At 58.4% G+C, this 26,298-nt stretch carries 23 protein-coding genes; 9 read left to right on the plus strand and 14 right to left on the minus strand.

Annotated elements, in window-relative coordinates:
* The first annotated feature begins 73 nt into the window (after positions 1 to 73).
* On the plus strand, positions 74 to 2,029 hold the full coding sequence (locus J7380_RS06275; RefSeq protein ID WP_209194959.1) for an AsmA family protein: 1,956 nt from the start codon (positions 74 to 76) through the stop codon (positions 2,027 to 2,029).
* A 35-nt stretch (positions 2,030 to 2,064) separates the two neighbouring features.
* Here J7380_RS06275 and J7380_RS06280 read toward each other — a convergent pair whose 3' ends face one another.
* Genes J7380_RS06280 through J7380_RS06295 form a run of 4 tightly spaced genes read right to left on the minus strand, consistent with a single transcriptional unit; the run spans position 2,065 to position 6,627 of the window.
* Positions 2,065 to 3,561 carry a phosphomannomutase/phosphoglucomutase gene (locus tag J7380_RS06280; RefSeq protein WP_209194960.1) on the minus strand — a complete coding sequence of 499 codons (1,497 nt, stop codon included), beginning with the start codon at positions 3,559 to 3,561 and terminating at the stop codon, positions 2,065 to 2,067.
* A 15-nt stretch (positions 3,562 to 3,576) separates the two neighbouring features.
* A complete protein-coding gene (gene kdsA / locus J7380_RS06285; RefSeq protein ID WP_209194961.1) occupies positions 3,577 to 4,410 on the minus strand; it encodes a 3-deoxy-8-phosphooctulonate synthase in 834 nt (277 codons plus the stop codon).
* Between the two features lie 5 nt (positions 4,411 to 4,415).
* A complete protein-coding gene (locus tag J7380_RS06290) occupies positions 4,416 to 5,990 on the minus strand; it encodes a capsule biosynthesis protein (RefSeq protein ID WP_209194962.1) in 1,575 nt (524 codons plus the stop codon).
* Entirely contained in the window at positions 5,968 to 6,627 is a 660-nt protein-coding gene (locus J7380_RS06295) for an ATP-binding cassette domain-containing protein (protein ID WP_170352393.1), read from the minus strand. Before J7380_RS06295 ends, J7380_RS06290 begins: the two co-directional genes overlap by 23 nt.
* A gap of 217 nt (positions 6,628 to 6,844) precedes the next feature.
* On the opposite strand from J7380_RS06295, the gene J7380_RS06300 reads away from it, so the two are divergent.
* A complete protein-coding gene (locus J7380_RS06300; protein WP_209194963.1) occupies positions 6,845 to 7,432 on the plus strand; it encodes a uracil-DNA glycosylase family protein in 588 nt (195 codons plus the stop codon).
* Positions 7,425 to 8,213, plus strand: a complete 789-nt coding sequence (locus tag J7380_RS06305) for an SseB family protein (protein ID WP_209194964.1) — start codon at positions 7,425 to 7,427, stop codon at positions 8,211 to 8,213. The genes J7380_RS06300 and J7380_RS06305 overlap by 8 nt, the downstream gene beginning before the upstream one ends.
* A gap of 35 nt (positions 8,214 to 8,248) precedes the next feature.
* Here J7380_RS06305 and yghU read toward each other — a convergent pair whose 3' ends face one another.
* Complete coding sequence (gene yghU, locus J7380_RS06310; RefSeq protein ID WP_209194965.1) at positions 8,249 to 9,127, minus strand: glutathione-dependent disulfide-bond oxidoreductase; 879 nt, start codon at positions 9,125 to 9,127, stop codon at positions 8,249 to 8,251.
* Between the two features lie 248 nt (positions 9,128 to 9,375).
* Here yghU and J7380_RS06315 point away from each other — a divergent pair, with 248 nt between their 5' ends.
* Positions 9,376 to 9,894, plus strand: coding sequence for a YHS domain-containing (seleno)protein (locus J7380_RS06315; protein WP_209194966.1), 519 nt, complete (start codon positions 9,376 to 9,378; stop codon positions 9,892 to 9,894).
* Positions 9,895 to 9,952: 58 nt separating this feature from the next.
* Here the strand turns inward: J7380_RS06315 and J7380_RS06320 are convergent, their stop codons facing one another.
* Together J7380_RS06320 and metF are read right to left on the minus strand one after the other, a co-directional pair.
* Positions 9,953 to 10,606: a J domain-containing protein gene (locus J7380_RS06320; RefSeq protein ID WP_209194967.1), complete on the minus strand. Its 654-nt coding sequence runs from the start codon at positions 10,604 to 10,606 to the stop codon at positions 9,953 to 9,955.
* Positions 10,607 to 10,769: 163 nt separating this feature from the next.
* A complete protein-coding gene (gene metF / locus J7380_RS06325; RefSeq protein ID WP_209194968.1) occupies positions 10,770 to 11,636 on the minus strand; it encodes a methylenetetrahydrofolate reductase [NAD(P)H] in 867 nt (288 codons plus the stop codon).
* Between the two features lie 93 nt (positions 11,637 to 11,729).
* Here metF and J7380_RS06330 point away from each other — a divergent pair, with 93 nt between their 5' ends.
* Together J7380_RS06330 and J7380_RS06335 are read left to right on the plus strand one after the other, a co-directional pair.
* Positions 11,730 to 12,635: a LysR family transcriptional regulator gene (locus tag J7380_RS06330; protein WP_209194969.1), complete on the plus strand. Its 906-nt coding sequence runs from the start codon at positions 11,730 to 11,732 to the stop codon at positions 12,633 to 12,635.
* 96 nt (positions 12,636 to 12,731) lie between these two features.
* Positions 12,732 to 13,517, plus strand: a complete 786-nt coding sequence (locus tag J7380_RS06335; protein WP_170753297.1) for an inositol monophosphatase family protein — start codon at positions 12,732 to 12,734, stop codon at positions 13,515 to 13,517.
* A gap of 54 nt (positions 13,518 to 13,571) precedes the next feature.
* Here the strand turns inward: J7380_RS06335 and bhcD are convergent, their stop codons facing one another.
* Genes bhcD through bhcA form a run of 4 tightly spaced genes read right to left on the minus strand, consistent with a single transcriptional unit; the run spans position 13,572 to position 17,919 of the window.
* Positions 13,572 to 14,555 (minus strand): iminosuccinate reductase BhcD, encoded by a 984-nt coding sequence (gene bhcD, locus J7380_RS06340; protein WP_209194970.1) that lies wholly within the window; start codon positions 14,553 to 14,555, stop codon positions 13,572 to 13,574.
* Between the two features lie 15 nt (positions 14,556 to 14,570).
* Positions 14,571 to 15,734, minus strand: a complete 1,164-nt coding sequence (gene bhcC / locus J7380_RS06345; RefSeq protein ID WP_209194971.1) for a 3-hydroxy-D-aspartate aldolase BhcC — start codon at positions 15,732 to 15,734, stop codon at positions 14,571 to 14,573.
* Positions 15,735 to 15,745: 11 nt separating this feature from the next.
* Entirely contained in the window at positions 15,746 to 16,717 is a 972-nt protein-coding gene (bhcB, locus tag J7380_RS06350) for a beta-hydroxyaspartate dehydratase BhcB (protein ID WP_209194972.1), read from the minus strand.
* Positions 16,718 to 16,728: 11 nt separating this feature from the next.
* Positions 16,729 to 17,919 (minus strand): L-aspartate--glyoxylate aminotransferase BhcA, encoded by a 1,191-nt coding sequence (gene bhcA, locus J7380_RS06355; protein WP_209194973.1) that lies wholly within the window; start codon positions 17,917 to 17,919, stop codon positions 16,729 to 16,731.
* Positions 17,920 to 18,106: 187 nt separating this feature from the next.
* Between bhcA and bhcR the strand changes: the two genes are divergently transcribed.
* Positions 18,107 to 18,949, plus strand: a complete 843-nt coding sequence (gene bhcR / locus J7380_RS06360; protein WP_209194974.1) for an HTH-type transcriptional regulator BhcR — start codon at positions 18,107 to 18,109, stop codon at positions 18,947 to 18,949.
* Here the strand turns inward: bhcR and J7380_RS06365 are convergent.
* Positions 18,914 to 19,657 carry a rhomboid family intramembrane serine protease gene (locus tag J7380_RS06365; protein ID WP_209194975.1) on the minus strand — a complete coding sequence of 248 codons (744 nt, stop codon included), beginning with the start codon at positions 19,655 to 19,657 and terminating at the stop codon, positions 18,914 to 18,916. The genes bhcR and J7380_RS06365 overlap by 36 nt on opposite strands.
* Positions 19,658 to 19,699: 42 nt before the next feature.
* Positions 19,700 to 23,101 carry a bifunctional proline dehydrogenase/L-glutamate gamma-semialdehyde dehydrogenase PutA gene (putA, locus tag J7380_RS06370; protein ID WP_209194976.1) on the minus strand — a complete coding sequence of 1,134 codons (3,402 nt, stop codon included), beginning with the start codon at positions 23,099 to 23,101 and terminating at the stop codon, positions 19,700 to 19,702.
* Between the two features lie 103 nt (positions 23,102 to 23,204).
* Here putA and J7380_RS06375 point away from each other — a divergent pair, with 103 nt between their 5' ends.
* Entirely contained in the window at positions 23,205 to 23,693 is a 489-nt protein-coding gene (locus J7380_RS06375) for a winged helix-turn-helix transcriptional regulator (RefSeq protein ID WP_170753285.1), read from the plus strand.
* A gap of 30 nt (positions 23,694 to 23,723) precedes the next feature.
* Positions 23,724 to 24,290, plus strand: a complete 567-nt coding sequence (locus J7380_RS06380) for a tetratricopeptide repeat protein (protein ID WP_209194977.1) — start codon at positions 23,724 to 23,726, stop codon at positions 24,288 to 24,290.
* 45 nt (positions 24,291 to 24,335) lie between these two features.
* On the opposite strand, the gene J7380_RS06385 is transcribed toward J7380_RS06380, so the two are convergent.
* Positions 24,336 to 26,225, minus strand: coding sequence for a PhoX family phosphatase (locus J7380_RS06385; protein ID WP_209194978.1), 1,890 nt, complete (start codon positions 26,223 to 26,225; stop codon positions 24,336 to 24,338).
* Positions 26,226 to 26,298: the final 73 nt, after the last annotated feature.

Below are 26,298 nucleotides of genomic sequence, written 5' to 3' on the forward strand. Positions count from 1 at the left end.
GCTTCCCCTTGCAAATACAGTGAATGCCAAGAATGATCTTTTCCAAACATGCCGAAGGGCGGAGAGCAGAAAAATGAAATGGCTGTTGCGCATTGTTTTCCTTTTTATAGCGGTGCTTGGGCTGGTAATCGGCGCTTTGCTACTGATGCCAGGTGACAAGTTGGCATCCATACTGGCTGAGCAGGTCAAAGCGGAAACCGGGCGCGATCTGAACCTGTCGGGCGATGTCCGTTTATCGTTCTGGCCTGTCTTGGGAATGGAAACCGGCCCCGTTGCCTTTGGCAACGCGCCTTGGGCAGGCTCCGATCCGATGCTGAGCGCCCAAAGCCTGGCCGTGGGCGTTGACGCGGCGGCGCTGATGGGGGGCGATTTGCGGATCAAACGGATCATTGCCGAAAACCCGACACTGCGGCTGGAATTGTCGGATGGGCGCGGGAACTGGGAGTTCAGTTCAGCGACCCCGACTGAGGGCACAACCAGCGCAGCGGCGACCCCAGCGCAAGGGCAGCAAGGCGCGGTGACATTAGACCGTCTGCAGTTAACGAACGCGCGGCTTGTCTATGTCGAGAATGGTTCCACTCGGTATGATTTCGACAATGTCGATCTGGCCGCAAGTTGGCCGGACCCGAGTGCGCCTATGACCCTCGAAGCCCAAATGAAGGTGCCGGGTGGCGCTGTGGACGTCGATCTGACGATTCCTGACCTTCCCACCTATGCTTCGGGTGTCGCGACGCCTTTGACCGTGACGTTGACCGCACCCGGCGGAGACGTGCGATTTGACGGCCGCGTTAACCTCGCTGGTGAGATGGACGGCAATTTCCACGTCAGAACGCAAAACACCGAGCGGATGCTGGCAGCCTTCGGTCAAGCTGGCGTTGGCGTACCACTGGGGTTGGGGACGGCAGCAGACATATCGGGGCATATGACTTACACGCAGGATGGTCGCATTTCTGTTCGCGATATGGTTGCTCAACTGGACGAAAACCGAGTGACCGGCGAGGCGGATATTCTGATCTCGGATCCTCCACAAATCACGGCGCGGCTGGACGCTGGTGACTTGGACCTGTCGAAATACAACACGGCCCCGGCAGGTCCGTCAGGCGAAACAAGCACAGGTCCGGTTAATGACGCAGGGTGGTCCACCGATCCTATCGACGCATCGGCTTTGGCACTGGCGAACGGGAAAATTCGGCTGAAGGCCAGCTCGATTGCGGTTTCGGGACTGACCCTGGGCCCCAGTGATCTGACGCTGAACCTTGATCGGTCGCGCGCAGTTCTGCAGATGAATCCGGCCAGCTTGTTTTCAGGTCAGTTGACTGGGCAAGTCGTAGCCAATAACCGAAACGGATTGTCGGTCGGCGGTGACCTCAAGGTCGAGGGCATCGACATCGAACAGGCTTTGACTGCGCTTGCGGGTGTCGATCGTCTGTCAGGGACCGGGACAGGTTCGTTCAAGTTCCTCGGTGTCGGCCAAACCGAAGATCAGATCATGCGGTCGCTCAGCGGCGATGGGCGGCTGGATGTTGGTGCCGGGGTCATCAGCGGATTTGATCTGGACCGTCTGATGGGGCGCAGCTCGGAAACGGGTGGGACAACCGTCTTCAACAGCCTTTCAGCAAGTTTCACCTTGGATCAAGGCGTGCTTAGGAACGACGACTTGTTGATGTCACTCAAGAATTTCCGTGCGGATGGTGAGGGGCGTGTGGGCATTGGCGCGCGTGACATTGATTATCTTTTCACCCCTACAGCATTGCGGGCTAACGCAGGTCAGGGCCTTTCGGTACCCGTTCGCATTGTCGGCCCCTGGAGCAATCCATCGATCCAACCTGACCTAAGCAAAGTGCTTGAAGCGGCAGCAGAGGGCAAAGTCAAAGAGTTGGAGGATGATGCCAAGCAAAAAGTTCTGGAAAAGGTTGGCGATGAGCTTGGAGTTGCGGTGACCGACACGGAAAGCATCGAAGATGCGGTAAAAAACAAGCTGCAGGAAGAGGCCGCAAAAGGGTTATTGAAACTCTTGGGCGCAGATTGAGAGGGCAGGGGGCGCAAAGTGCACCCCATGCCGGTTCAGATGGTTTGGTCGTAGTCGCCGACGCCGGGTTCCGTTCGAATGACGGCGTCGATATCAGCGAAAATCGCACGCATCTCTTCTTCGCTTTCGCTGCTTTCGCATACGACAACCAGATTGGGTGTGTTGGACGATGCGCGAACCAATCCCCAGCTGCCGTTGTCCAGAATGACACGGGCCCCGTTGACAGTGACCACCTCTTTTATGTTGCGCCCTGCGAAAGTCTCGCCAGCTTCGGATTTGGCGACCAGCTTGTCGACCAGACGCTTTAGGATGTCGTATTTTTCGGTATCCGCCGCGTAGGGTGACATGGTCGGGGTCGACCAAGTCTTGGGGAGGGCCTTGCGTAGATCAGACATGCTTTTGTCGGGGTTTCGATCCATAAGCTTGCAGATCTCAACCGCCACGCGCATCCCGCAATCATAACCACGCCCGATGGGTTCAGCCAGGAAGTAGTGGCCCGACTTTTCGAAACCAGCTAGCGCATTGATTTCCTTAACCCGCCGTTTCATATGGCTGTGGCCCGTCTTCCAGTAATCCGCTTTGACGCCGTGGGCCTGCAACTCGGGGTCACTGGCAAACAGGCCGGTAGATTTCACATCGGCCACAAAGGTGGAATTCGGGTACAGCTTGGCCAGATCGCGAGCCATGATCACTCCGACCTTGTCGGCAAATATCTCCTCGCCCTCGTCATCTACAACACCGCAACGATCGCCATCACCGTCAAACCCAAGCGCCATGTCGGCACCGCTGGATTTCACGCTGTCGGCCATGTCGTGCAACATCTCCATGGCTTCGGGGTTGGGGTTGTAGTTGGGGAAGGTATAATCCAGCCGGTTATGACTGGGCACAACCTCGACCCCCATCCGTTCAAAAACCTCGGGTGCGAAGGCCGACGCAGTTCCATTGCCCGTCGCGCAGACGACTTTAAGCGGGCGGGACATTTTGAAATCGCCGACCAGATCGTCGATATACGCCTCTTTCACCCCGTCGACAAATTCATAGGAACCGCCTTCGTGCGGCTGACCTTCGCCGTTCAGAACGATGTCGCGCAGCTCGGACATTTCATCGGGGCCATGAGTCAATGGTCGCTCAAACCCCATTTTAACCCCGGTCCAGCCGTTCGGGTTGTGGCTGGCCGTGACCATCGCAACTGCAGGCACATCCAGATGGAACTGCGCGAAGTAAGCCATCGGGCTAAGAGCCGGGCCGATATCCTTGACCTGTATCCCCGCCTGCATCAGCCCCAGGATCAGCGCGTTCTTAATCGCAAGAGAGTAGTCTCGATAGTCGTTGCCAACCGCGATCACCGGCGCGATTCCGCGGCGACGCATCTGTGTTCCAAGACCCAGACCCAGCGCTGTCATGCCCGGCAAGTTGATCTCTTCGGGGTATTTCCAACGCGCGTCGTATTCACGAAAACCCGTTGGCTTGATCATCGCGTCGCGCAGAAACGTCCAGGTGTTTGGGGTCACCTCGGGGAGTGGTTTGGTCATCAAGAATCTCGGTTGTTAAATCTGAATCGGATTGGCTTTGGCAAGCGTATCAAATCGCATCAATGTATCAATCAGTTGAGGCATCTGATCCAGGTAAATCATATTCGGACCATCACATGGCGCATTGTCCGGATCCTGATGCGTTTCCATAAAGACGCCAGCAACGCCAACAGCAACGGCCGAACGCGCCATAACAGGCGCAAATTCGCGCTGGCCACCGGATGCGCCGCCCAAACCGCCGGGTTGAGCCACAGTGTGCGTGGCATCCATGATCACCGGATACCCGGTTCGCGCCATTTCCGGTAACGATTGCATATCGACCACCAGGCGGTTGTAGCCAAAGCTGACTCCACGCTCGGTCAACATGATGTTGTGGTTGTCGGTGCTTTCGATCTTGGCAGCAACATTTTGCATGTCCCAAGGGGCGAGGAACTGTCCTTTCTTGACGTTCACCACCGCGCCTGTTGCGCCTGCCGCCTTAAGCAAGGCAGTCTGGCGACAAAGAAACGCAGGGATCTGAAGGATATCGCACACCTCGGCCACTGGGGCGCATTGCTCTTTCTCATGCACATCGGTGGTGACTGGCACCCCGATGCTGTCCTTGACCGATTGCAGAACGGCCAACCCCTTTTCCAACCCCAAAGCAGGGGCGGCATTTACCGAGGTGCGGTTGGCCTTGTCGAACGAGCCCTTGAACACATATTGCGCACCGGCGGCATCGCAGGCCTCTTTCATTTTGCCGGCGATCATTTGGGCATGATCGGCGCTTTCAAGCTGGCAGGGGCCGGCAATGATTGTCAGAGGCAGATCATTGCCGACCGTGAGATCGGAGATTTTTACATGTTTCATGTGTCTTACGAGGATACCTGTTCACGAAGGACCGACGCGGTAAGCGAGATCAACAGGTAGATACCAGCAAACAACAGGAATGCCAAAATCGTATTTTCGAATTTGCGCGGGTAAGTGGGGTCCTGACTGGGCACAGGATTAACCGAGACTGTCAGATATCTAACCTTACGGTTAGCCTCGGTCCGGGTGGTTTCCATTTGCTGCATAGCGTTTTGCAGCATCATGTCCCGGGCAATCAAATCGGCCTGAGCCATTTGAAGGCGCACGCTAAGCTGGGCAAGCGAATTTTCGCCTGCCGAGACATCCAGCATCTGTGCATTAAGCTCATCCAGGACTTGTTCAAGACGACGGATATCTGCACGCGCGCCATCGACCTTGGCTTGGTTGGGCCGCAGGTTGTCCAGCAAAGCAGCCAATTGCAGTTCTTTGTCTTGAATCTCGGTTTCCAGCGCGTTGATGCGCCCGCGCAGACCAGCGATCACGTTTTCAGGGTCCAGTAAAGCACCTTGCAACTGCAACTCGATCAAGTCTTCCTGCGCTTTTCGGCGCTCGGCCTGGGCCAACTCGAATGCGGTGCGGGCCTCGCGCATCTGGTCTTCGCGTTTCAACTCGGTCAGTCCGTTGATCGTTTCTTCAGCATAGGACAACAAGCGCTCGGACAGGCCGACGGCAAGCTCGGCCGATGGGGCGGCAACCTCCATCCGTATGATCCCGTCGCTTGGGTCATATCCGATCGTTATCATCCGTTTGAACAGCTTGTAGGTTTCTTCCAGACTGGCATCAGGCGACAGGCGCTGAATTGGATCAATCCACTCCTGTTTGAAGATGTCGGCGAAGCCCATGTCCCGATCCAATCGAAGAAGGGCATCTTTGGATTCCAGGAACTCCTGCGTCGCCACCGAGTCCTGCGCTGTGGCATATTGCGTACCGGCCAAAAACCCACGGAACGATGCGCCTCCGCCATCGGCCTGAAGAATCGAGAAAGCCGAATCGCTGGCATACATTGGTGTCGCGTAGCGATAGAAATAGGTGCCCACGATTAGCGTCGGAAGCAGAACAAATGCAGCGAGTCGCGCGAACAATGCCATCAGCTTTCGCCTGCGTCTGCGGGCAATGTCCCTTTGGATCTCCTTGATCTCAATCTCGCGACGCTCTGCCGGGTTCATTTCAGGGCCAGGCAGGGTTTGAGCGGCTTCAGAAAACGCTTGGGGCAGTTGGATGGTGATTTTGTCCTTGGCCTCACCCTCAGTGTGTTTCTTTTCAGCGGCCAGATCTAAAAGGTTAGCCCGTTCAAACGGGTCGATACCTTTTTTCCGCAAAAGGCGTACAGCATCATAATCCGAGGTCGCGGCAAGCCCGTTTTTCTGAGCAAGACGTCGTGCCACCCTAAGCTGCCGTCCGGTCAGCCCTTCGCGTTTGATCTCGTCGATTTCAGTAGCAGTCTGCGACTCGTTCGCGGCGGCCGGAGCCTGCGTTGCCTTGCGAATACGCGAGATCGCCTCAGCGCGCGCTTCAGGGTCGCCAGAGCCTTTGCGTTTGCGGCGCAGGTTGTAGATGCTAGCCTTGGGTTTGGTAGTCATATAGCTGCTTAGCCTCTTCCAAGGTGTCAAACATGTAAAGCTGACCGTCCACGAGAACGGCAGCCTGACGGGCGAATTTTTCCAGCACTGCAGGGCTGTGGGATACGATGACCAACGTGGTCGTGCGCAACCTTTCCCTCAGAATGTCACCGGCTTTCCTGTTGAATTCGACATCCGTGGTGGCGGGCATGCCTTCGTCAATCAGATACATGTCGAAATCAAGTGCCAGCATCAAGGCAAAGGTGAAACGGGCCTTCATGCCTGATGAATACGTGGCCATTGGCTGGTCAAAATACTCGCCCAGATTGCACAGCCATTTACAATAGGCTTCGACGTAGTCGGGATCCATGCCATAGATTTTCGCGATATATCGCGCGTTTTCCAATGCCGAAAGCTTGTTCGCAACGCCACCGGTGAACCCCATCGGAAACGAAATCCGGCATGACTTGCGGATCACGCCCTCATCCGGTTTCTCTAACCCGGCCATCATGTTGATCAGTGTTGTTTTGCCAGTGCCGTTCGGGGCAAGCACGCCCAGAGATTTCCCAAGCTCAACCCGGAACGACACCCGGTCCAGGATCACCTTGCGGCGCGTCCCGGTCCAGAAAGACTTACTGACGTTCTCAAACTCAAGCATACTGGGCCTGCTACATATGTCTTTTTATTGCACCGACCAAGCCGGTGATGCCGCGTTCACGCGTGCTGCATTATGTCGAAAAATGAGGGGGGTGATCAATGCGTTCGCTTGCATGCTGTTGCTATTGTGACTTTTCCATCTGTTGGCGTCCAAAGGCGCGTTGTCTATCCTTTGATCTAACCGTTACTCATTTTGATGCAGGAAACCTTGCGATCTGATGAATACACTCGAGAAAGACATCGCAGCCTGCAGGATCTGCGCCGATAGGTTTGCCGACACGCACACTGCGCACGAACCTCGACCAGTGGTCTGGTTCCGCAAAGGAACTTCGGTTCTGATTGCAGGGCAGGCACCCGGCGCACGCGTTCACGAATCCGGCCGCCCTTTTACCGACCCCTCGGGAGATCGCCTGCGGGATTGGTTGGGGCTTGATGAACCGACATTCTATGACCGCTCAAAGGTGTCGATTGTGCCAATGGCATTCTGCTTTCCCGGATATGATGTGCGCAAAGCCGATCTGCCTCCACCGCCGATCTGCGGGCAAACCTGGCATGACCGGGTGATGCAAGCGCTGGGCGAAATGCCGTTAACGGTTCTGGTCGGGGGCCATGCGCATAAATATCACCTGGGCACCAAAAGCTCGGTGACGGAAACGGTGCGCAACTGGCGGGACCATGCGCCGCGCGTCTTTGCCTTGCCTCATCCGTCTTGGCGGAATACGGCATGGATGAAGAAAAACCCCTGGTTCGAGGCCGAGCTTCTGCCGGTCTTGCGTGCACGGGTGCAAGAGGTTCTGAATGACTGACACAACAGCTCTGGATGCCGCCCATTCCGCGATGGAGGCTGCCCCACTGGACGATGCTGCCCGGCTGCGCTTTTTTGAACGGCTGGCGGACAGCGAGTTGTTTCTTTTGCTGACCGAAGAGGCGAAAGACGAAAACATCTCGCCTGAACTGTTCGATGTGGCTGACGGCCGGTTTGTTCTGGCCTTCGATCGGGAAGACCGGCTTGCCCGATTTGCGGAACGCCCCGTGCCTTATGTTGCTTTGTCGGGGCGGATTTTGTCCAACATGCTAGCCGGTCAGGGGATTGGTCTGGGTCTGAACCTTGAGGTCGCGCCATCGTCCATGTTGATCCCGTCCGAGGCCCTTGGATGGTTGGCTACGACTTTGCAGAACGCGCCAGAGGAAGTGCAGCAACACCTGTCCGAGTTCCTGCCTCCCGTTGGGTTGCCCGACGATCTGTTGACGGCCCTGGACGCCAAACTGGCAACAGCCGTTGGTCTAGCGCAGGCGGCATATCTGGTCGGCACAAAGACGGCTGAGGGCGGCACCGGTCATCTGCTGGGCTTTGTCGGAGCGGTGAGCGGGGCTGAGGCTGCGCTGGCCAAAGCTGCGTCCGAGGCGTTGACCTTTTCGGGTATCGAAGCTGGGGCCATGGATGTCGGCTTTTTTGCAGCGCACGACCCGGCTGCTGCAGCGTTGGCCCGCGTTGGGCTAAGGTTCGATTTGCCCCAGCCCGAGACGTCCGAATATGCGCAGATCACACCGGGCAGCGACCCGGAGAAACCACCAATTCTGCGATAATCAGGCCCCGCAGATCAAGCTGCGAGGCCCATGCGTTATTCCGCTGCAGGTTCCAGTTTGTCCTGAGTGCGGGTCTCAAAGTCGCTGGCCTCGTGGCGTTCGTGAAGCTGCATGTGCTTTTCACCGAAGGGACGGTTGACCATGCGACCGCGCAGTACTGCGGGGCGTTCGTCGACTGCTTTGGCCCAACGCATAACGTTCTTATAGGATTCGACGTCCAGGAACTCGGCGGCGTCATACAGACGTCCCAAAACCAACTGACCGTACCAGGGCCAGATGGCCATGTCGGCGATGCTGTAATCGTCGCCTGCAATATAGGCATTTTCCGCCAGTTGCTTGTCCAGAACGTCTAACTGGCGCTTGGTTTCCATGGCAAACCGGTTGATCGGGTATTCCCACTTCTCGGGCGCATAAGCATAGAAATGGCCGAACCCGCCGCCCAGATAAGGTGCGCTGCCCATCTGCCAGAACACCCAGTTCATCACCTCAGTCCGTTCGGGGCCGGATTTCGGCAGAAAGACGTCGAATTTCTCGGCCAAATGAAACAGGATCGAGGCGCTTTCGAACACGCGCACAGGTTCATCCCCCGACCGATCCCAAAGCGCGGGTATCTTTGAGTTCGGGTTTGCCCCGACAAAGCCCGAACTGAATTGATCGCCCTCGCCGATATTGATCAGCCAGGCGTTATACTCGGCCTCTTCATGGCCAAGAGCCAACAGTTCTTCCAGCATCACCGTGACTTTGACACCGTTTGGCGTTGCCAGCGAATACAACTGGAACGGATGGCGTCCTACGGGCAGGTCTTTGTCATGCGTCGCGCCGGAAATGGGGCGGTTGATATTGGCGAATTGTCCGCCATTCTGACTGTCCCAAGTCCAAACCTTTGGTGGGGTATAGGTCGATTGCTCGCTCATTTCTGGCCTTTCTCAGCAAATCTGGTGTGCATTGTCTGTCCTCAACAACAGCTAATATTGCAAAGCGCCGAGTCCAACCCCGCATCTGTGGTTCATTTTGTAACATTCAGCGCCAATACTCTCACGTTTCTTCATCGGACGTCACAGCGCCGCGAGCGGGACTGCTCTGCGCCATGAAATCGCTTATTGTCTGCTCAGACCCGGAATGCGGGTGACCTTGAAACCTAAGGACAAGAGGATTGACCTATATGAAACGTTTTGCCCTGACCCTTGCAGCAACGCTGGCATTCGCTGTCCCGGCATTCGCTGGCGATCAGTATGTTGATGGAACTGGTTTTGCTGTTTCAGGCTATGATGTTGTGGCATATCGCAGTCTGGATCAGTCACCGGTTGGTAAGGCGCAGCCGGCGGGCGTTCGTGGACGTTCCGACATCACCGCTGAATACAATGGCGCAACCTGGGCATTCTCGACCGAAGAAAACCGTGACAAGTTCTTGGAAAATCCCGCGTACTACGCGCCGCAATATGATGGCCATTGCGCCTATGGCGTGTCGCGCGGCGGCAAGGTTCCGGCCAACCCGAACCTGTGGCGCATCGTTGATGACAAGCTGTACCTGAACATCACGGACGTGGTTGTTGGGTTTTTCGAAGAAGATATCCCGGGTAACATCAATCTGGCAGAAAGTAACTGGCCGGGTATCGAGCCTGCGAAAGCTTCGACCGCAGTTATCCCGAAATTTACCTCGGACGCTCCGATTTCAAACTAATTGGAATCTGACAAACGAAAACCCGGCTGGCATCAGCCGGGTTTTTGCATTTCAGGTCTCAGCTTGCCAGTTCAAAGGCATCCTGCATGGCCTGATCCGCATCGAACCGTATGCGAACACTTTTGGCGCCAGGAAACTTTCGGGCCATGATCTCGTCAGGGACAACGACTTCGCCGGCACCTGCGTTCTTGGATTGGAAATTCAATACTTCGGTTTCCGTTTTGCGAAACCCGACCAGAACAGATGTCGGCAAAGCAACGCGGTTCGCACCTTTGCAAACCGGAGATTTCACGAAGTATATCAGGTTACGACCAAAACACTCGATAGCGCTGGGGATGTGGTCCGAGTCAGCAACGATTTGGTCGCCATCGTCAGTTGGCGCAATGTTGCCAGAATGGGCCAACGCCCGAGCAAGAAGATCACGACACGCGCTGACTTCGGTATCTTTCAAACGGATCACGCGTTTGCGCAGCTTGGGCCTTTTGGGCTTGCCATGCATCGGGCTTTTGGTGGTCAGCCCCTCTTGCCGAAGAAGATCATAAGCGTCTTTGGCGCGGACAAAATCCGAGCAATCATTGTCAGCGCGGTCAGGATGTGCGCTGAAGGCAATCTTGCGCCAAGCGTTGCGGATGTCGTCGGAACTGGCAGTGTGGTCCAGCCCAAGCGCATACAAAGCATCTGTCCGCGCCTTGATCTTTTCAACTGCTTCCATACCCAAATCACTCACTAAACAACAACATGTCCTAGTGTTGTGACGGTCGCAATTTTGTCAAATTTGGTGAGTTTTTAGGGGGTATGTGGGAACAATTTCGAGTTAAGTGTTTTGATTGTTCCCACTATTGCGTCTGATTGACCGGGTATCGTTCGGCCTTTCTCTAGGCCACGTTCTGCAACGAGGGCTTTGGTGTGATCCCAAGGGCAAAGCAGACATCGCGTGTCAGTTCTGGCCGGTTCAGTGTATAGAAATGCAGTTTGTCCACACCGCCTTCTATCAGGTCCGAGCACAGCTCGGTGCACAATGCAGTAGCCAGCAAATCCTCGCGGTCATCCCGGAGGGCCTTGTCAAATGCTTGCTCGATCCAGCCGGGAATGCGTGTGCCACAACGTTTGGCAAAGTTGCGCGCGCCTTTCCAGTTCTCGATTGGCAGGATGCCCGGCACGATGGGCTTGTCGATCCCGGCTTTTTCGCAGGCGTCGCGGAAGCGGAAAAAAGTCTCGGCCTCAAAGAAGAACTGCGTCAGCGCTTCGTCTGCGCCAGCGTCCAGCTTGGCTTTCAACCAGTCGACATCAGTGCGGGCGCATTGCGCTTCGGGGTGGATGTCTGGGTAGGCGCCCACGCGGATTTTGAACGCGCCGGTGTCCGAAAGCGCTTCGATCAGTTCGACCGAATTGGCGAACCCGTCTGGGTGAGGGACGAACCGGTCCTGTCCTTTGGGGGGGTCGCCACGCAGTGCCACGATGTCTTTTACACCTGCCTTGGCGAAAGAATCCGCTATTTGCAGGGTCTCAGCGCGGGTCGCATCGACGCACGTCAAATGCGCGGCCACCGGAAGGCCCGAAGACTTGTGCAAAGTCGCCACCGCATCGCGGGTCAATTCCCTCGTGGTGCCACCAGCGCCATAGGTGACTGACACAAAGCGCGGGTCCAGCGGAGCCAGCGTCTGCACGGTGTCCCACAGGCGGAACGAGGCCTCGAGCGTTTGGGGCGGGAAGAATTCGAATGAAATCTCAGGTTGTGTCATCTCGGCCTCGTAAATACTGGTCGCAGGCCTTGTGCCATGACCCGCATTGTGAGACAAACTCATATTCCTCAAGAACAACATGAGTTCCATTGAATGCACATCGAATTCCGGCACCTGCGCACGATCAAGGCGATTCATGAATGCGGCGGGTTGGCCCGCGCGGCGGACCAGCTGAATATCACCCAATCGGCGCTGAGCCATCAGATCAAAGGGCTTGAGGATCAGGCCGGGGTTGAGCTGTTCCTGCGCCGCTCCAAGCCGATGAAGCTGTCGGCGGCGGGGTTGCGCCTGTTGCGGCTGGCCGAACAGATTCTGCCGCAGGTCGAAGCGACGCAGCAGGAGTTCACCTCGCTGCGCGATGGGCGCACGGGCCGGATGCATATCGCGATCGAGTGCCATGCCTGTTTCGAATGGCTGTTTCCGGTGTTGGAGGCGTTCCGTAAATCCTGGGGGGATGTAGATGTCGATATCCGCCCCGGTCTGGCGTTTGACGCGTTGCCCGCGCTGCAGAAGGAAGAGGTCGATCTGGTCGTGTCCTCGGACCCAGAAAACCTGCCGGGGGTCGAGTTCATCAAGCTGTTCGACTATGACGCGGTGTTTGTTGCGGCCTCGGCCCACCCATTGGCACAAAAGGATTTCATCGAGGCCGAGGATTTTCGCGGTCAGACTCTGATCACCTATCCGGTCGAACGCACGCGGTTGGACGTGTTCAGCCAGTTGCTGATCCCCGCGCGGGTGGAACCGGCGGCCATCCGGCAGGTAGAGCTGACAGCGGTCATCCTTTTGCTGGTCGCTTCGAACCGGGGGATTTCGGTCATGCCCGACTGGGTGGTGCGCGAGGTCAAGTATAACTCGGACTATGTAACCCGGCCGCTGACCAAGGACGGGATCACCCGCAGCTTGTATGCGGCAGTGCGGTCCGAGGATCTTGAAAAACCCTATGTGCAGGAACTGATCGAACTGGCCGGGACCGAGGCGCGCAAGCTGCAATTGCAATAGGCGCGAAACGCGGGGCGGCTATGCGCATCAAGCCTCTTGGCAAGGGCGCATTGCATCAGTATACGCGCGGTTTGACCGAACAGGAGCCCTGGGACAATGGTAGGCAGTGCAAACCTCAACATCATGATCAAAGCCGCGCGCAAGGCGGGGCGGTCTCTGGTCAAGGATTTCCGCGAAGTCGAGAACCTGCAGGTCTCGATGAAAGGTGCGGGTGACTTTGTCTCCAAGGCCGATATCGCCGCCGAGGCGATCCTGAAAGAGGAATTGCTGGGCGCGCGCCCGACCTATGGCTGGCTGGGTGAAGAAGGCGGCGGGCAGGCGGGTGAAGACCCAACGCGCCGCTGGATTGTCGACCCGTTGGACGGCACCACCAACTTCCTGCACGGCCTGCCGCATTGGGCGATTTCCATCGCTCTGGAACACAAGGGCAAGATCGTTTCGGGCGTGATCTATGACCCCGCCAAGGATGAGATGTTCTTTGCCGAAAAGGGCGAGGGCGCGTGGATGAACGACACCCGCATCCGCGTTTCTGGCCGTCACCGTATGATCGAATCGATCTTTGCGACCGGTTTGCCTTTTGGTGGCCGTTCCGACCTGCCTGCGACCTTGCAGGATCTGGCCCGTATCATGCCCACCTGCGCTGGCGTGCGCCGTTGGGGATCGGCAGCGCTGGATTTGGCTTATGTCGCTGCAGGGCGTTACGAAGGCTATTGGGAGCGTCGACTGAACGCGTGGGACGTGGCAGCCGGGATCATCATCGTGAAAGAAGCTGGCGGATTTGTGCAAGCCATCAATCCAGAAGGCAGTGTCTTGGAGGATGGTGAGGTTATCTGTTCGAATGAGCCGATCTTTGACCAGTTCTCGAAGGTGATCCGGGGCTGATTTTCTTAAGCCAGTGCTAAACAAGCGCGCCCCGTACGAGGCGCGCTTTTTTGTTTATAACGCAATGCGTTGGGCTAACCCGCAGTCCTCAGCCAGCCGTGCGGCGACGGATGCGACCGCCAGATCCTGCAGGCCGACGCCTGTTCCGTCGAACAAGGTGATCTGATCCGCCGAAACCCGGCCAGGATGAACGCCATTGATCACAGCGCCGATGGGCGTAATCGCCTCCTTTGTAAGAGCCCCGTTGCCGACGGCGTGCTGCGCTTCACCAATCGAGACGGATTGCGCCACCTCATCCGTAAAGACCGAGGCCGCAGAGACCAGTGCCGGGTCGACCTCTTGCTTTCCTTTGGTGTCGGTGCCCATGCAGGCCAGATGGGTGCCGGGTTTGATCCACTCCTTCATCAGCAGGGGCTCGAAAGCCGAGGTGATGGTGATGATCACATCCGCCTGTGCGCCCAACTCCTGTGGGCTGACGCTTTCGAATTCCAACCCGATCTCGTCAGCGACGGAGGCCAATCGAGGCAGCATGTCAGGATGTGGATTCCACGCCACGACCTTTTCGAACATGCGTTGCTCGGCGGCTGCGCGCAGTTGAAAGGTGGATTGATGGCCAGCCCCGACCATGCCCAGAACCTTGGCGTCCTTACGGGCCAGATGAGCGATGGACACAGCAGATGACGCCGCAGTGCGCACTGCCGTCAGATAGTTGCCGCCAACCAGTGCCGACAGTCGCCCCGTATCCGGGTCGAACAGGAACACTGTGGATTGATGGTTAGTCAGGCCGCGATCTGTATTCCCTGGCCAATACCCACCGGACTTCACACCCAGCACTTGCCCTTCGCGGTCGAACCCGGACTTGAACCCATAAATCGCATCTGCGTGGCCCAAAGCCTCGCGGATCACGGGAAAGTTTCGCGCCCCGCCGCTGGCCATGGCGCCAAAGACAGCCTCGACAGCATCAAATGCTTGTTGACGGCCCACGAGTTGGGCACATAAATCCTCGGTCACGATCAGCGGTCCGTCTTGAGTAGTCATGGCATCCCTCATCGCTTAGTACGCCTTTCCGCGCGCCGACACTGGCCACAAGGCTTCGACTTTGCCGCCGCGTACGCCGACATACCAGTCATGGACATTGCAAGTGGGGTCGCAGTGACCGGGCACCAGCCGTAGTTTGTCATTGACTTTCAAAACCCCGTCCGGGTCGCCAATCACGCCATGTTCGTCCGAACATTTGAGGTACTCCACGTCGTCGCGCTCATAAACGAAGGGCAGGCCGCTATCGACAGACTGGGCTTTGAGACCCGCATCGCAGACTGCAATATCAGGTTTGGAATGGCTCATGACACTGGTCAGAATGAACAGCGCGTTCTCCCATTCACCTTGATCGATCCGGTTGCCGTCCTTGTCCAGAATGCGTCCGTAATCGGCATCCATGAACGCGTAAGACCCGCATTGCAGTTCATTGTAAACGCCTGACTCGCTTTCAAAATAATACGACCCAGTTCCTCCGCCCGAGACCAGTTCGCAGTCTATCCCTTCGGCTTTTAAACCCTCGACCGCGTCTTTGACCATCGCGATGGCGACGTCCAGTTTTTCCTTGCGGGCTTCATAACTGTCCATGTGCTGCATCGCACCCTGATAGGCCTGTATTCCTGTGAATTTAAGATTTGCAGCGGCGTGAACCGCTTGGGCGATTTCAACGACTGCTGCGGTCGAGGTCACGCCGCAACGTCCTGCGCCGCAGTCGATTTCGACAAAAACCTCCAACTCGGTGCCGTGCCGCGTGGCTGCCGACGACAGCTCGGCGATGTTGTCCACGTCATCTACGCAGACGATTGTGCGCGCACCCAGTTTGGGCAGACGCGCCAAGCGATCGATCTTGGCTGGGTCGCGCACCTGATTGGATACGAGGATGTCTTTGATACCACCACGGGCAAAGACTTCGGCCTCGGACACTTTCTGACAGCACACGCCGACCGCGCCACCCAGTTCTTCTTGTAGCTTGGCTACGTCCACGGATTTGTGCATTTTGCCATGCACCCTATGCCGCATCCCGTGCGCTTTGGCGTAGTCACCCATCTTCTTGATATTTCGTTCAAGCGCATCAAGGTCCAGGATCAGGCTTGGCGTCTGGATATCTCGCTCGTCCATCCCAATGGCGGCAGGGATGTCGAAGCCGACCTCGAGATCGTCAAATTTCGTGGATTTGTTCATATTCTCTCTCCTCATCCTTGCAGCCATGGCAACTTGTCTAAATCGACGTTCCCGCCTGTTATGATCACGCCCACACGTTTGCCGCGGAACACGTCTTGGTTCTTCAAGATGACCGCCAATGGCACCGCCGAAGATGGTTCCATCACCACCCGAAGGTGCTTCCACGTCAATTTCATAGCGGCGATGATCTCGTCATCAGAGGCTGTGAAAATGTCCGTCACATGGCTGGAGACAAAGTGCCATGTGTTCTCTTTCAAGGGCACCAGCAAGCCGTCAGCGACGGTCTTGGGTGCGTCGTCTGCAATTATATACCCAGCCTTGAAGGACCGAAACGCATCATCTGCCTGGTCGGGTTCGGCCGCGTAAATCTCTGTGCCGGATGCAAGGTTCGAGACGGTCAGGCAGGTGCCCGAAACCATGCCGCCGCCGCCAATCGGGGCGATTACGGCGTCAACGCCGCCGGTTTGATCCAGCAATTCAGCCGAGCAAGTGGCTTGCCCTGCGATCACACGCGCATCGTTGTAGGGGTGGATGAACTCACCACCTGTCCGGGCCTGAACCTCGGCAAAGGTAGCCTCGCGCGATGAAGTTGAAGGATCGCATTCCGTAATGGTACCGCCATACCTGCATACCGCGTCTTTCTTGGCCTGAGGCGCGGTGCGGGGCATAACGACGTTGCACGGGATACCCCGGCGACCCGCAGCGTATGAGAGCGACAACGCGTGGTTGCCGCTGGAATGGGTGCACACCCCCTTGACGGCCTCTTCTTCGCTGAGGCTGAAGACCGCGTTGCAAGCACCGCGCACTTTGAAAGCACCTGCCTCCTGAAAGTTCTCACATTTAAAGAACAACTGCGCGCCGGTCAGGTCATTCAGGTAGTCCGACGTCATCAGCGGTGTGCGTCTGATATGAGGTGCGATCCGCCGTTGCGCCGCGCGCATGTCCGCGATCGTCAGGTTGGCGGCTTGTGAATGGTCCAACATCTCAACCCTCCTTATGCGGCTGCCTTGGCGTGGTCCGGCGACCCCTTGCGATAGAAATCCTGTGCGGCGGCGACTCCGCTGCCCAAGTTGATCGGATAGTGCAGATCGGCCATCGCCATCTCAATCGTCGACAGGCCGGACAGGACCATCGCATCCGTCAGGCTACCCAAATGACCAATGCGGAACGCCTTACCGTCAAGCTGGCCCAGGCCGATGCCGAATGACACCCCGTATGCGTTGAACGCATGATCTGTCAGCGCATTGCTGTTGATACCGTCCGGTACATAGATCGCGCTGACAGTGTCGGAATAAAGCTCAGGCGACTCGGCAACCAGTTGCAGGCCCCAGGCATCAACGGCGCGCCGAACGCCTTCAGCAAGACGGGTGTGGCGGGCATAGACATTCTCAAGCCCTTCCTCGAACAACATTTTCAGGCTTTCACGCATCCCGTAGATCAGTTGCAGCGGTGGGGTATAAGGAAAGCCGCCAGACGCGTTGGCTTGCATCATGTCGCGAAAATCGAAGAACGTGCGCGGTAGCGTCGCCGTTGCCGAAGCCGCCAGAGCCTTGGGGCTGACACAAAGGATCGCCATGCCGGTTGCCAGCATGAACCCTTTTTGCGACCCGGAAACGGCGATATCGACACCCCAATCGTCAAACTCGAACGGCATGGACGCTAGGGAACTAACACAATCCACGAATAGCATCGCGGGATGATCGGCTGCGTCTATTGCGCGCCGAACTGCACTGATGTCCGACCGAACGCCGGTTGCGGTTTCGTTATGGGTCACCAGAACTGCACGGATTTGGTGTGCATTGTCCTTGGACAGGGCGGTCTCAAACTGCTCGGCAGGGGCACCGCTGCCCCAAGGGCAGTCGATCACCTGAACGTCCAGTCCATGCCGTTGACACAGGTCGATCCAACGGTGACTGAATACGCCGTACCGGGCCACCAGCACCTTGTCGCCGGGGTTAAGCGTGTTGGTCACCGCAGCTTCCCACCCGCCAGTTCCGCTGGCGGGGTAGGTGACGACCTGACCACAGGTGGTGCCAAAAACTTTCTTTGTGTCTTCAAGAACGGGGGCAAAGGTTTCGATGAAATCAGGGGCGCGATGGTCCTGAGTCTGGACCTGCATTGCAAGACGCAGCCTGTCCGGGATGTTAGTCGGGCCGGGAATGAAAACAGGGTTTTGGTTGGACATGACGTGTTCCTCCGCATTTGAGGTCAGTGTCCGGGAATGCAGGGCGCCATGCAATTTTCTTGAAAAATATTTTCATTTTTGCAATTTTATTATTAAGGCGCTGATTTGATTTGAGTTTCCTTTTTTCATTTCTTGGGGGAGAAAAACGGGCCAAAAATATTTGGCATCGCAAACCGGAGAAAATGGGATGGAATCTTCAAAAAGACAGCGCGGTAGACCGAAGTCCTTGTTCAAGGAAAGCACGGCCGGGACGATGCAGTCGCTGGATCGCGCGCTGGGTGTTTTGACCGAAACTGCCCGGTTGGAGCGCGCAGCATTAAGCGATCTGGCACGTGAGACTGGTGTACCTACGGCCACCACCCACCGCATTCTGATGACTTTGCAGAAACACGGGTTCGTGGCCTTCGACGAAGAACGACAGGAGTGGATGATCGGGATCGAGGCTTATCGGACCGGAGCCTCGTTCCTGCGCCGTAATAGTGTGATCGAGATTGGACGGCCAGTCCTGCGCAGATTGATGCAGGACAGCGGAGAAACGGCCAATCTGGCGGTCCCGGACGGGGCGCAGGTGGTGTTTGTCGGTCAGGTTGAAACAGCAAACCCGATCCGGGCGTTTTTCCCACCGGGGGCGCGGACGCCGATGTATGCCTCGGGGACGGGCAAGGCGATTCTGGCCGCGATGGGAGAGGCCGCGCTGACCAGATTGATGACCGGGGCCAAATCGGAACGCTTCACGCCTCATACTTTAATAGACGACGCCCTGTTGCAGGCAGACTTGGATCAAACCCGCGCGCGGGGATGGTCATTGGACCGGGAGGAGCGATATCAGGGAATGTCCTGTATCGGAGCAGCCATATTCAACGACCGGGGCGAGCCTTGTGCAGGTATCTCGGTGTCTGGTCCAACGGTCCGGTTCAACGCTGAACGCGCGCCGGAACTGGGGGCGCTGGTTCAGGCCGCCGCGCAAGAGGTAACGCGGCAAAGCGGTGGTCACCTACCGGCGCGGGATGCGGGGAATGCGGGATTGTGACAGCTTGTATTCGTGCTCGGGGTGCGGCGGGTGGCCGTGGGTGCGGTTCCAATAAGACATCGCGCCGCGCCTTAGCCACAAGGGGACGCATAGGATCAGACCGACGAGGAACCCACCGGTATGTGCCCAATAGGCGACACCGCCCTTGTCAGGATCGCTTGCCAGGCTGCCGAGGAACTGCATTCCCAACCACACTCCCAACATGACAAAGGCCGGGATAGTAAATACGCGGAAATAGACGACTAGGATCAACAGGATGTCGACGCGGGCTTTGGGGAACATCAGAAGATACCCGCCCATGACGCCAGCAATGGCACCAGACGCGCCAATCGTGGGTATCACCGATTCAGGAGCGGTCACGACGTGGATCAACCCTGCTCCGATACCGGCCAGCACATAAAACAGCAGAAAGGGTAGATGACCCATTTCGTCTTCCAGATTATCTCCGAAAATCCACAAAAACAGCATGTTGCCCGCCAGATGCATCCAGCCGCCATGCAAAAACATCGAGGTCACAAGCGTTTCCAGCGCAAATCCATCCGTGATACGGGCCGGGATTACCGCATAATCGAAGTAAAGTTGGTTGAGTAACCGCACGTTATCCATGATCCCCACATAGCTGATGAAGATCACGATATTCGCTGCCATCAGCAGATAGACGACGTAAGGTGTGCGCCCCGAGGGGTTGTGGTCACGGATCGGAAACATGGCGCGACGCTGGGCTTTTCGCGGCCCAGCGTCAAGGTCCGGTTACGCCGCACCCCCAAGCAGAGCGGCGTTGCCTCCGGCGGCGGTGGTGTCGACGCAAACGTGACGTTCACCCAGCACCCGCGCGCGGTCGGGCAGGCCGGGGATCAGCGGCAGGATCGGGCCGTGGCGGCGAGCCAGATGTTGCTCGATCTGCCGCGCGGTGGCCTCATCGCCCCACCATAGCACGCCCGAGATGTTCGTGATGTTTTCCAGCCGGTGCAGGTCGACCATGCCGGGCGCGCGGATCGCGGTGCCGCCATGTGCCTCGACCGCTTGGGCCTGCGCCTGAACGGCATCTGCGCCCGGACCCATGCACAGCAGTGGTGCGCGGGGGAATTCGCTGAGCCGGTTGGATTCCCCGGTGGGGCCGGGCAGGGATTGGGTGCGCACGGGGGCTGGCCGGCCGGTGGGTTCGGGCAGATCGCTGGCGGTTTTGTCCCATGTGTCGCGGGTGTTCTGCCGATTCGGTGCGCAGAAGCGGGCCATATAGTTCGGCCCGCCCGCCTTGGGTCCGGTGCCCGAAAGCCCCTCGCCACCAAAGGGTTGCGAGCCGACAATGGCACCGATCTGGTTGCGGTTCACATAGATATTGCCCGCGTGGACGGCCTCGGTGATGTGCTGCACGCGGTCGTCGATGCGGGTGTGCAGGCCAAAGGTCAGGCCATAGCCGGTGGCGTTGATATCGGCGATGACCTGATCCAGATCCGAGGCTTTGAACCGCGCCACATGCAGCACCGGGCCGAATATCTCCCGCTCCAGCGCCGCAATGCCGGAGATTTCGATCAGGGTAGGAGCGATAAAGGTGCCCTCGGGCGGCATCGCCAGTTCCTTGAGCAACCGGCCCTCACTGCGGGCTTGGGCTATGTGGTCGGCGATGCCTTGCCGTGCGTCCGGGTCGATCACCGGGCCGCAATCGGTTGCGATCCGCCACGGATCACCCACCACCAGCGCCTCCATTGCACCGGTCAGCATGGTCAGCAAGTCGTCGGCGATATCCTCCTGCACATAGAGGCACCGCAGGGCCGAGCACCGCTGACCCGCCGATTGAAACGCGCTTTCGATGATGGATTGCACGGCCTGTTCGGGCAGGGCAGTGCTGTCGACAATCATCGCATTCAGTCCGCCAGTTTCCGCGATCAGAGGCGTACCGGGTTGCAAATGATCCGCCATCGCCGCGCGGATTTTCAACGCCGTGCCGGTCGAGCCGGTGAAGGCCACCCCCGACACCCGCGCATCGGATGTCAGCGCGGCACCTACGTGCGGGCCACCCGGCAGCAATTGCAGCGCATCGCGCGGCACGCCCGCCTCGTGCAGCAGCTGCACGGCCCGATGGGCGATCAAAGGTGTCTGTGGTGCGGGTTTGGCCAGAACAGCGTTGCCGGTGGCCAAGGCGGCCGAAATCTGCCCTGTGAAAATCGCCAGTGGGAAGTTCCAGGGGCTGATGCAGGTAAAAATGCCCGCCGGGTCCGCATCGGGGATATTGGCGGCGTAGTAGCGCAGGAAATCCACCGCCTCGCGCAGTTCGGCCACCGCGTCGGGCAGCGATTTCCCGGCCTCGCGCGCCAGCAGGGCGAACAGCTCGCCGAAATGCGCCTCATACAGATCAGCGGCTGCGTTCAGCACCTGCGCGCGCTGGGCGGCTGGGGCTTGCCACGGTGCGGCTGAGGCCAGCGCCAGTTCCACATCGGCGGCACTGGCGGGGGCGACCGCTCCGGGGCGGTCTTGCGGCTGGGCGGGGTTGGTGACGGGCTTATCGCCCTCGGGGTGTGCCGTGTCCGACAGCAGGGGTTGCGCGTACCAGTGATGCGCGCGGAAGGCATCGCGCGCGGCGTCGATCCGATCCAGCGTTGGGGTATGGTGCAGGTCGAACCCGCGCGAATTGGGGCGCTCGGGCTGGAACAGGTCGGGACCGGTGGGCAGAGGGCGGGCGGCGTCGACAATCGTGACAAAGGGATCGGCGGCGACCTCTTCGGGCGGCACGTCCTCATCCACGATCTGGTTCACGAAGGAGGAGTTCGCGCCATTTTCCAGCAGCCGCCGCACCAGATAGGCCAGCAGGTCGCGATGCGCCCCCACCGGCGCATAGATGCGACAGCGGGTGGCGTTCTGGTCCTTGACCAGCCCGTGCAACGTCTCGCCCATGCCGTGCAAGCGCTGGAATTCGAAGGGCTGCCCCTCGGCCATATGCAGGATCGCGCTGACCGTATGGGCGTTATGGGTGGCGAATTGCGGATAGATCCGGTCGGTCATGCCCAGCAATTTGCGCGCATTGGCGATGTAGGAAATATCGGTCGCGGCCTTGCGTGTGAAGACGGGGAAGCCATCGACGCCTTCGACCTGCGCGCGCTTGACCTCGGTGTCCCAATAAGCACCCTTGACCAGCCGCACCATCAGCTTGCGGTCGTGGCGTTGCGCCATGTCATACAGCGTGTCCAGAACCACCCCTGCGCGGGGGCCATAGGCCTGCACCACGATCCCGAACCCGTCCCACCCGGCAAGGGCGGGTTCGGCCATCACCTCTTCGATCACCTGCAGAGACAGGGACAGGCGGTCGGCCTCCTCGGCGTCCACGTTCAGGCCCATCCCGGCGGCTTTGGCCAGCAGGCACAGGGCGCGCAGGCGGGGCACAAGCTCATCCATCACACGCTGTTCCTGCGCCAGCTCATAGCGCGGGTGCAGGGCGGACAGCTTGACCGAAATCCCCGGATTGGCGCGAATGTCATCATGGGTGCAGGCATTGGCAATGGCCGCTATCGCGCGCGAATAGGACAGGTGATATCGCGCGGCGTCAGCCTCGGTCCGGGCGGCCTCGCCCAGCATGTCATAGGAATAGGTATAGCCCTTGGCCTCCATTCCGCTGGCGCGGTCCATGGCGGATTGGATCGTCTCGCCCAGAACGAACTGGCGGCCCATTTCCTTCATTGCGCGACCCACGGCGGTGCGGATCACCGGCTCACCCAGCCGTTTGATCGCCCCGCGCAGGGCGCTGACTGGTGAGGCTTTGCCCTCGTCCAGAACCTTGCCCGTCAGCATCAGGGCCCAGGTGGACGCATTGACCAGCGAGGACGAGGATTGCCCCAGATGCTTGCCCCAGTCCGAGGGCGCGATCTTGTCCTCGATCAGCGCATCGATCGTGTCGGCGTCGGGCACCCGCAGCAGCGCCTCGGCCAGACACATCAGCGCGACGCCTTCATCGGTGGACAGGCCATATTCAGCCAGAAACACCTCCATCATGCCCGGTGATGTGCTGGCGCGGATGTCGCGCACCAGTTGGGCTGCGGCGGCGCAGATGGCGGCACGATCCGTGTCGCTCAGATCGGCCTGCGCGATGAGGGTTTCCAGAATGGCCGACGGGTCGGCATAGGTTTGGGCGTCAATATGGGTGCGCAGGCTGTGTGCCATGAATCCTCCAGTGCTTTAGTTAAATATAGGATCGCTTTGGTGGGTTGATTGCCTTAAATTTCGCAACACACAGTCGGTTGAACTGATTTTAGGGGTAAATGCGATGCAAATGGACTTTCCTGACTTGGATCGGTTCGACCGCGCCATTCTGGCGATTCTGTCCGAGGATGGGCGCATCTCGGTCGCGGACCTTGCGCGGCGGATCGGGCTGTCGAAATCGCCCACTCAAGCACGTGTGAAGAAACTTGAGGCGGACGGGATCATCACCGGATACCGCGCCCTGCTGGACCCGATCCGCCTTGGACTGGACCATGTGGCCTTTGTAGAAGTGCGCCTGACCGACACCCGAGAAAAGGCACTGGCCGAGTTCAATGCCGCTGTACGGAAGGTGGGCGAGATCGAGCAAGCCCATATGATCGCGTCGAATTTCGACTATCTGCTGAAAATCCGCACCGGGTCGATGTCGGAATACCGCGCGGTTCTGGCCGAGAAAATCTCATCCCTGCCGCATGTGGCCAGCACCTCGACCTTTGTGGCGATGGAGGCCGTGAAGGAAACCGGCGTCTCGGGCGGGATTGATGCAGTGGGTTGACGAACGTGTATGGCGCGTCACCATTGAGACATGAAACAGATCGCTACAGCTTTTGCATTTCTGGTCGCGGGCACGATTGCGGCCCAGTCCGAGGGGTGCCCCGCTGCGCCGGACCACTCGGACGGAGTTGCCGGGATCATCACGCAAATCCAGCAAGCCGAGAATGAGCGTGCCGCGCAAATCCTTTCAAACCAGCTGTGGGAATTTTGGGCCGACGCACCGGATGACAGCGCACAGGCCGTGCTGGACCGTGGCATGACCCGCCGCAGCCAATGGGATCTGCTGGGCGCGATCGAGGATTTCGACAAACTGGTCGAATATTGTCCCTCTTACGCAGAAGGCTATAACCAGCGCGCCTTTGCGCATTTTCTGCGACAGGACTATCAGGCGGCGCTGCCTGATCTGGACCGTGCGATCGAACTGTCGCCCAACCATGTGGCTGCGATCAGTGGTAAGGCGCTGACCTTGTTGGGCTTAAAGCGGGTTGATGAAGCGCGTGAGACTTTGCAACAGGCGTTGAAGCTGAACCCGTGGTTGTCCGAACGCCATTTGCTGGACGCCGGGGGGCCACTTGCCCCGAAGGGCGAAGACATCTGAAGATCAACGCCCCCGAAAAGAACTCCGGGGGCGTTGGTGCATTAGTTAGCCGACAAGACCGTTATCAGCGCGCTTGATCGCGATGACAGACGAGCGTGGCGTACCACCATCAGGCCAGTTGCTGCCGGGGTGCTGGATGCCAACAAACATGGTGCGCAGGTCTGTGGACCACGCCAGACCGGTCACCTCACAGCCCTTCGGGCCGGTCATAAAACGTGCAATTTCACCGGTCACAGGATCACCAACCAGCATCTGGTTATTGCCGTTGCCTGCGAAATCTTCCTCGTTGTCGTCATTCCCGTCGGTCTGGATCCAGATCAGACCGGTCGAATCGATCACCATACCGTCGGGCGAGTTAAACAGGTTGCCCTCGTTCACGTTGGGCGAACCGGCGCGGTCATCGGAATGCACGGTGGGGTTGCCTGCCATGACGTACAGGTCCCAATCGAACGCTTGGGCGGCGTGGTCGTCATTGGCCGGACGCCAGCGCACGATCTGACCATACTTGTTGGCTTCACGCGGGTTGGCCGCGTTGACCGAGGTATCATCACCACCGGCGTTTGGCTTGACGCCGCGGTTCTTGTTGTTGGTCAGGCAGCAATAGGCCTCGACCGCAACCGGGCTGGACGCGACCCATTCAGGGCGGTCCATGGTGGTGCCGCCCGCTTTGGAGGCCGCCATGCGGGTAAAGATGCGAATCTCGGCATCGTCCATTCCGGTGGTTTCCGGGGTCAGGGCCAGCCATTCCCCCTTCATGTCGTCGTTGAACTTGGCGACATAAAGCGTACCGTCGTTCAGCAGGCTCTCGGTTTCACCACCGGGCTGATAGGTGCCGTTCGAGACGAACTTGTACAGGTATTCGCCACGCTCATCGTCGCCCATGTAGACAACCACGCGACCGTCGGCAGCCAGGGTGACTTCGGCGTTTTCGTGTTTGAAGCGACCCAGACCGGTGTGTTTGACAGGCGTGCTGTCAGGTTTGGTCGGGTCGATTTCAACGATCCAGCCCGCGCGGTGCGGCTCGTTGGGGTTTTTCGATGTGTCGAAACGAGGATCAAAGAACTCGTAACCGTTCCAGCTTTCGGCCTTGATACCGTAGCGCGCCATACCGTCCGCAACCTTCTGGTCATAGGCGGCATTCTCGTCCGACGAACCGAAGTAGCCGTTGAAGTTCTCTTCGCAGGTCAGATAGGTGCCCCAGGGCGTCTTGCCCGCACCACAGTTGTTCATGGTGCCCAGCGAGGTGGTGCCGGTCGGGTCAGCCTCGGTTTTCAGCAGGTCATGACCGGCTGCGGGGCCAACGATTTTCATCGGAGTGTTGTGGTGGATGCGGCGGTTGAACGGGCTGTCCTTTACAACAGACCAGCCCTCAGGTCCTTCGGCGATTTCCATCACCGTCACGCCTTGGATATTCTGCAGTTTCAGAACATCATCTGCATTTGCCGGAACGCCCTCGTTCGAGGCAGGCATGTTGATCTTGCGGTTGGGGTATTCGTGGTTGATCGCGATCAGTTCGTGACCCTGGAACGAGAAGGTTTCCATCCCGTCGGTATTCTCGCCAAAGATACGGTCGGATTTTTCGACCGGGCCGCCATCGGCGATGTCATAGCCGTCGGCATCCGAGAACAGCGGATCGCCCCAGCGCATCATGACTTTCCACTCGTACCCTTCGGGGACGTGAACGGTGCCATCGGTCTGGGCCGCGATCGGGGTAAAAGCAAAGCGCGACGCGTCAGCAGCCTGCGCCGAGGTCGAGCTGAGCAGACCTGTGCCCATTGCGGCAGCGCCCGATCCAAAGGCCACCACACCGGCCAGAAAACCACGGCGGGAAATGGCGCTTTCGACCACGCGGTCAAAGTCGTTTTCCTCGGGGCGGGGGAAGTGCAGCTCGTCCCAGTCGTCTGCGGAAAGTGTGGTGTTGTCGACGTCTTTCATGGATGGCTCCTGGCTAAAATGAAAGTTGATGAACGGGATTTAAGAGGTCTTTGTGACAGGTTCTTAACAGCGC

The sequence above is a fragment of the Ruegeria sp. R8_1 genome, from assembly GCF_017743815.1.
Lineage (GTDB): Bacteria > Pseudomonadota > Alphaproteobacteria > Rhodobacterales > Rhodobacteraceae > Ruegeria > Ruegeria lacuscaerulensis_A.

Excerpts from the sequence above, each read along its gene's own strand:
- J7380_RS06275 (WP_209194959.1), top strand. The coding sequence starts at position 74 with ATGAAATGGCTGTTGCGCATTGTTTTCCTTTTTATAGCGGTGCTTGGG.
- J7380_RS06280 (WP_209194960.1), bottom strand. The coding sequence starts at position 3,561 with ATGACCAAACCACTCCCCGAGGTGACCCCAAACACCTGGACGTTTCTG.
- kdsA (WP_209194961.1), bottom strand. The coding sequence starts at position 4,410 with ATGAAACATGTAAAAATCTCCGATCTCACGGTCGGCAATGATCTGCCT.
- J7380_RS06290 (WP_209194962.1), bottom strand. The coding sequence starts at position 5,990 with ATGACTACCAAACCCAAGGCTAGCATCTACAACCTGCGCCGCAAACGC.
- J7380_RS06295 (WP_170352393.1), bottom strand. The coding sequence starts at position 6,627 with ATGCTTGAGTTTGAGAACGTCAGTAAGTCTTTCTGGACCGGGACGCGC.
- J7380_RS06300 (WP_209194963.1), top strand. The coding sequence starts at position 6,845 with ATGAATACACTCGAGAAAGACATCGCAGCCTGCAGGATCTGCGCCGAT.
- J7380_RS06305 (WP_209194964.1), top strand. The coding sequence starts at position 7,425 with ATGACTGACACAACAGCTCTGGATGCCGCCCATTCCGCGATGGAGGCT.
- yghU (WP_209194965.1), bottom strand. The coding sequence starts at position 9,127 with ATGAGCGAGCAATCGACCTATACCCCACCAAAGGTTTGGACTTGGGAC.
- J7380_RS06315 (WP_209194966.1), top strand. The coding sequence starts at position 9,376 with ATGAAACGTTTTGCCCTGACCCTTGCAGCAACGCTGGCATTCGCTGTC.
- J7380_RS06320 (WP_209194967.1), bottom strand. The coding sequence starts at position 10,606 with ATGGAAGCAGTTGAAAAGATCAAGGCGCGGACAGATGCTTTGTATGCG.
- metF (WP_209194968.1), bottom strand. The coding sequence starts at position 11,636 with ATGACACAACCTGAGATTTCATTCGAATTCTTCCCGCCCCAAACGCTC.
- J7380_RS06330 (WP_209194969.1), top strand. The coding sequence starts at position 11,730 with ATGCACATCGAATTCCGGCACCTGCGCACGATCAAGGCGATTCATGAA.
- J7380_RS06335 (WP_170753297.1), top strand. The coding sequence starts at position 12,732 with ATGGTAGGCAGTGCAAACCTCAACATCATGATCAAAGCCGCGCGCAAG.
- bhcD (WP_209194970.1), bottom strand. The coding sequence starts at position 14,555 with ATGACTACTCAAGACGGACCGCTGATCGTGACCGAGGATTTATGTGCC.
- bhcC (WP_209194971.1), bottom strand. The coding sequence starts at position 15,734 with ATGAACAAATCCACGAAATTTGACGATCTCGAGGTCGGCTTCGACATC.
- bhcB (WP_209194972.1), bottom strand. The coding sequence starts at position 16,717 with ATGTTGGACCATTCACAAGCCGCCAACCTGACGATCGCGGACATGCGC.
- bhcA (WP_209194973.1), bottom strand. The coding sequence starts at position 17,919 with ATGTCCAACCAAAACCCTGTTTTCATTCCCGGCCCGACTAACATCCCG.
- bhcR (WP_209194974.1), top strand. The coding sequence starts at position 18,107 with ATGGAATCTTCAAAAAGACAGCGCGGTAGACCGAAGTCCTTGTTCAAG.
- J7380_RS06365 (WP_209194975.1), bottom strand. The coding sequence starts at position 19,657 with ATGTTTCCGATCCGTGACCACAACCCCTCGGGGCGCACACCTTACGTC.
- putA (WP_209194976.1), bottom strand. The coding sequence starts at position 23,101 with ATGGCACACAGCCTGCGCACCCATATTGACGCCCAAACCTATGCCGAC.
- J7380_RS06375 (WP_170753285.1), top strand. The coding sequence starts at position 23,205 with ATGCAAATGGACTTTCCTGACTTGGATCGGTTCGACCGCGCCATTCTG.
- J7380_RS06380 (WP_209194977.1), top strand. The coding sequence starts at position 23,724 with ATGAAACAGATCGCTACAGCTTTTGCATTTCTGGTCGCGGGCACGATT.
- J7380_RS06385 (WP_209194978.1), bottom strand. The coding sequence starts at position 26,225 with ATGAAAGACGTCGACAACACCACACTTTCCGCAGACGACTGGGACGAG.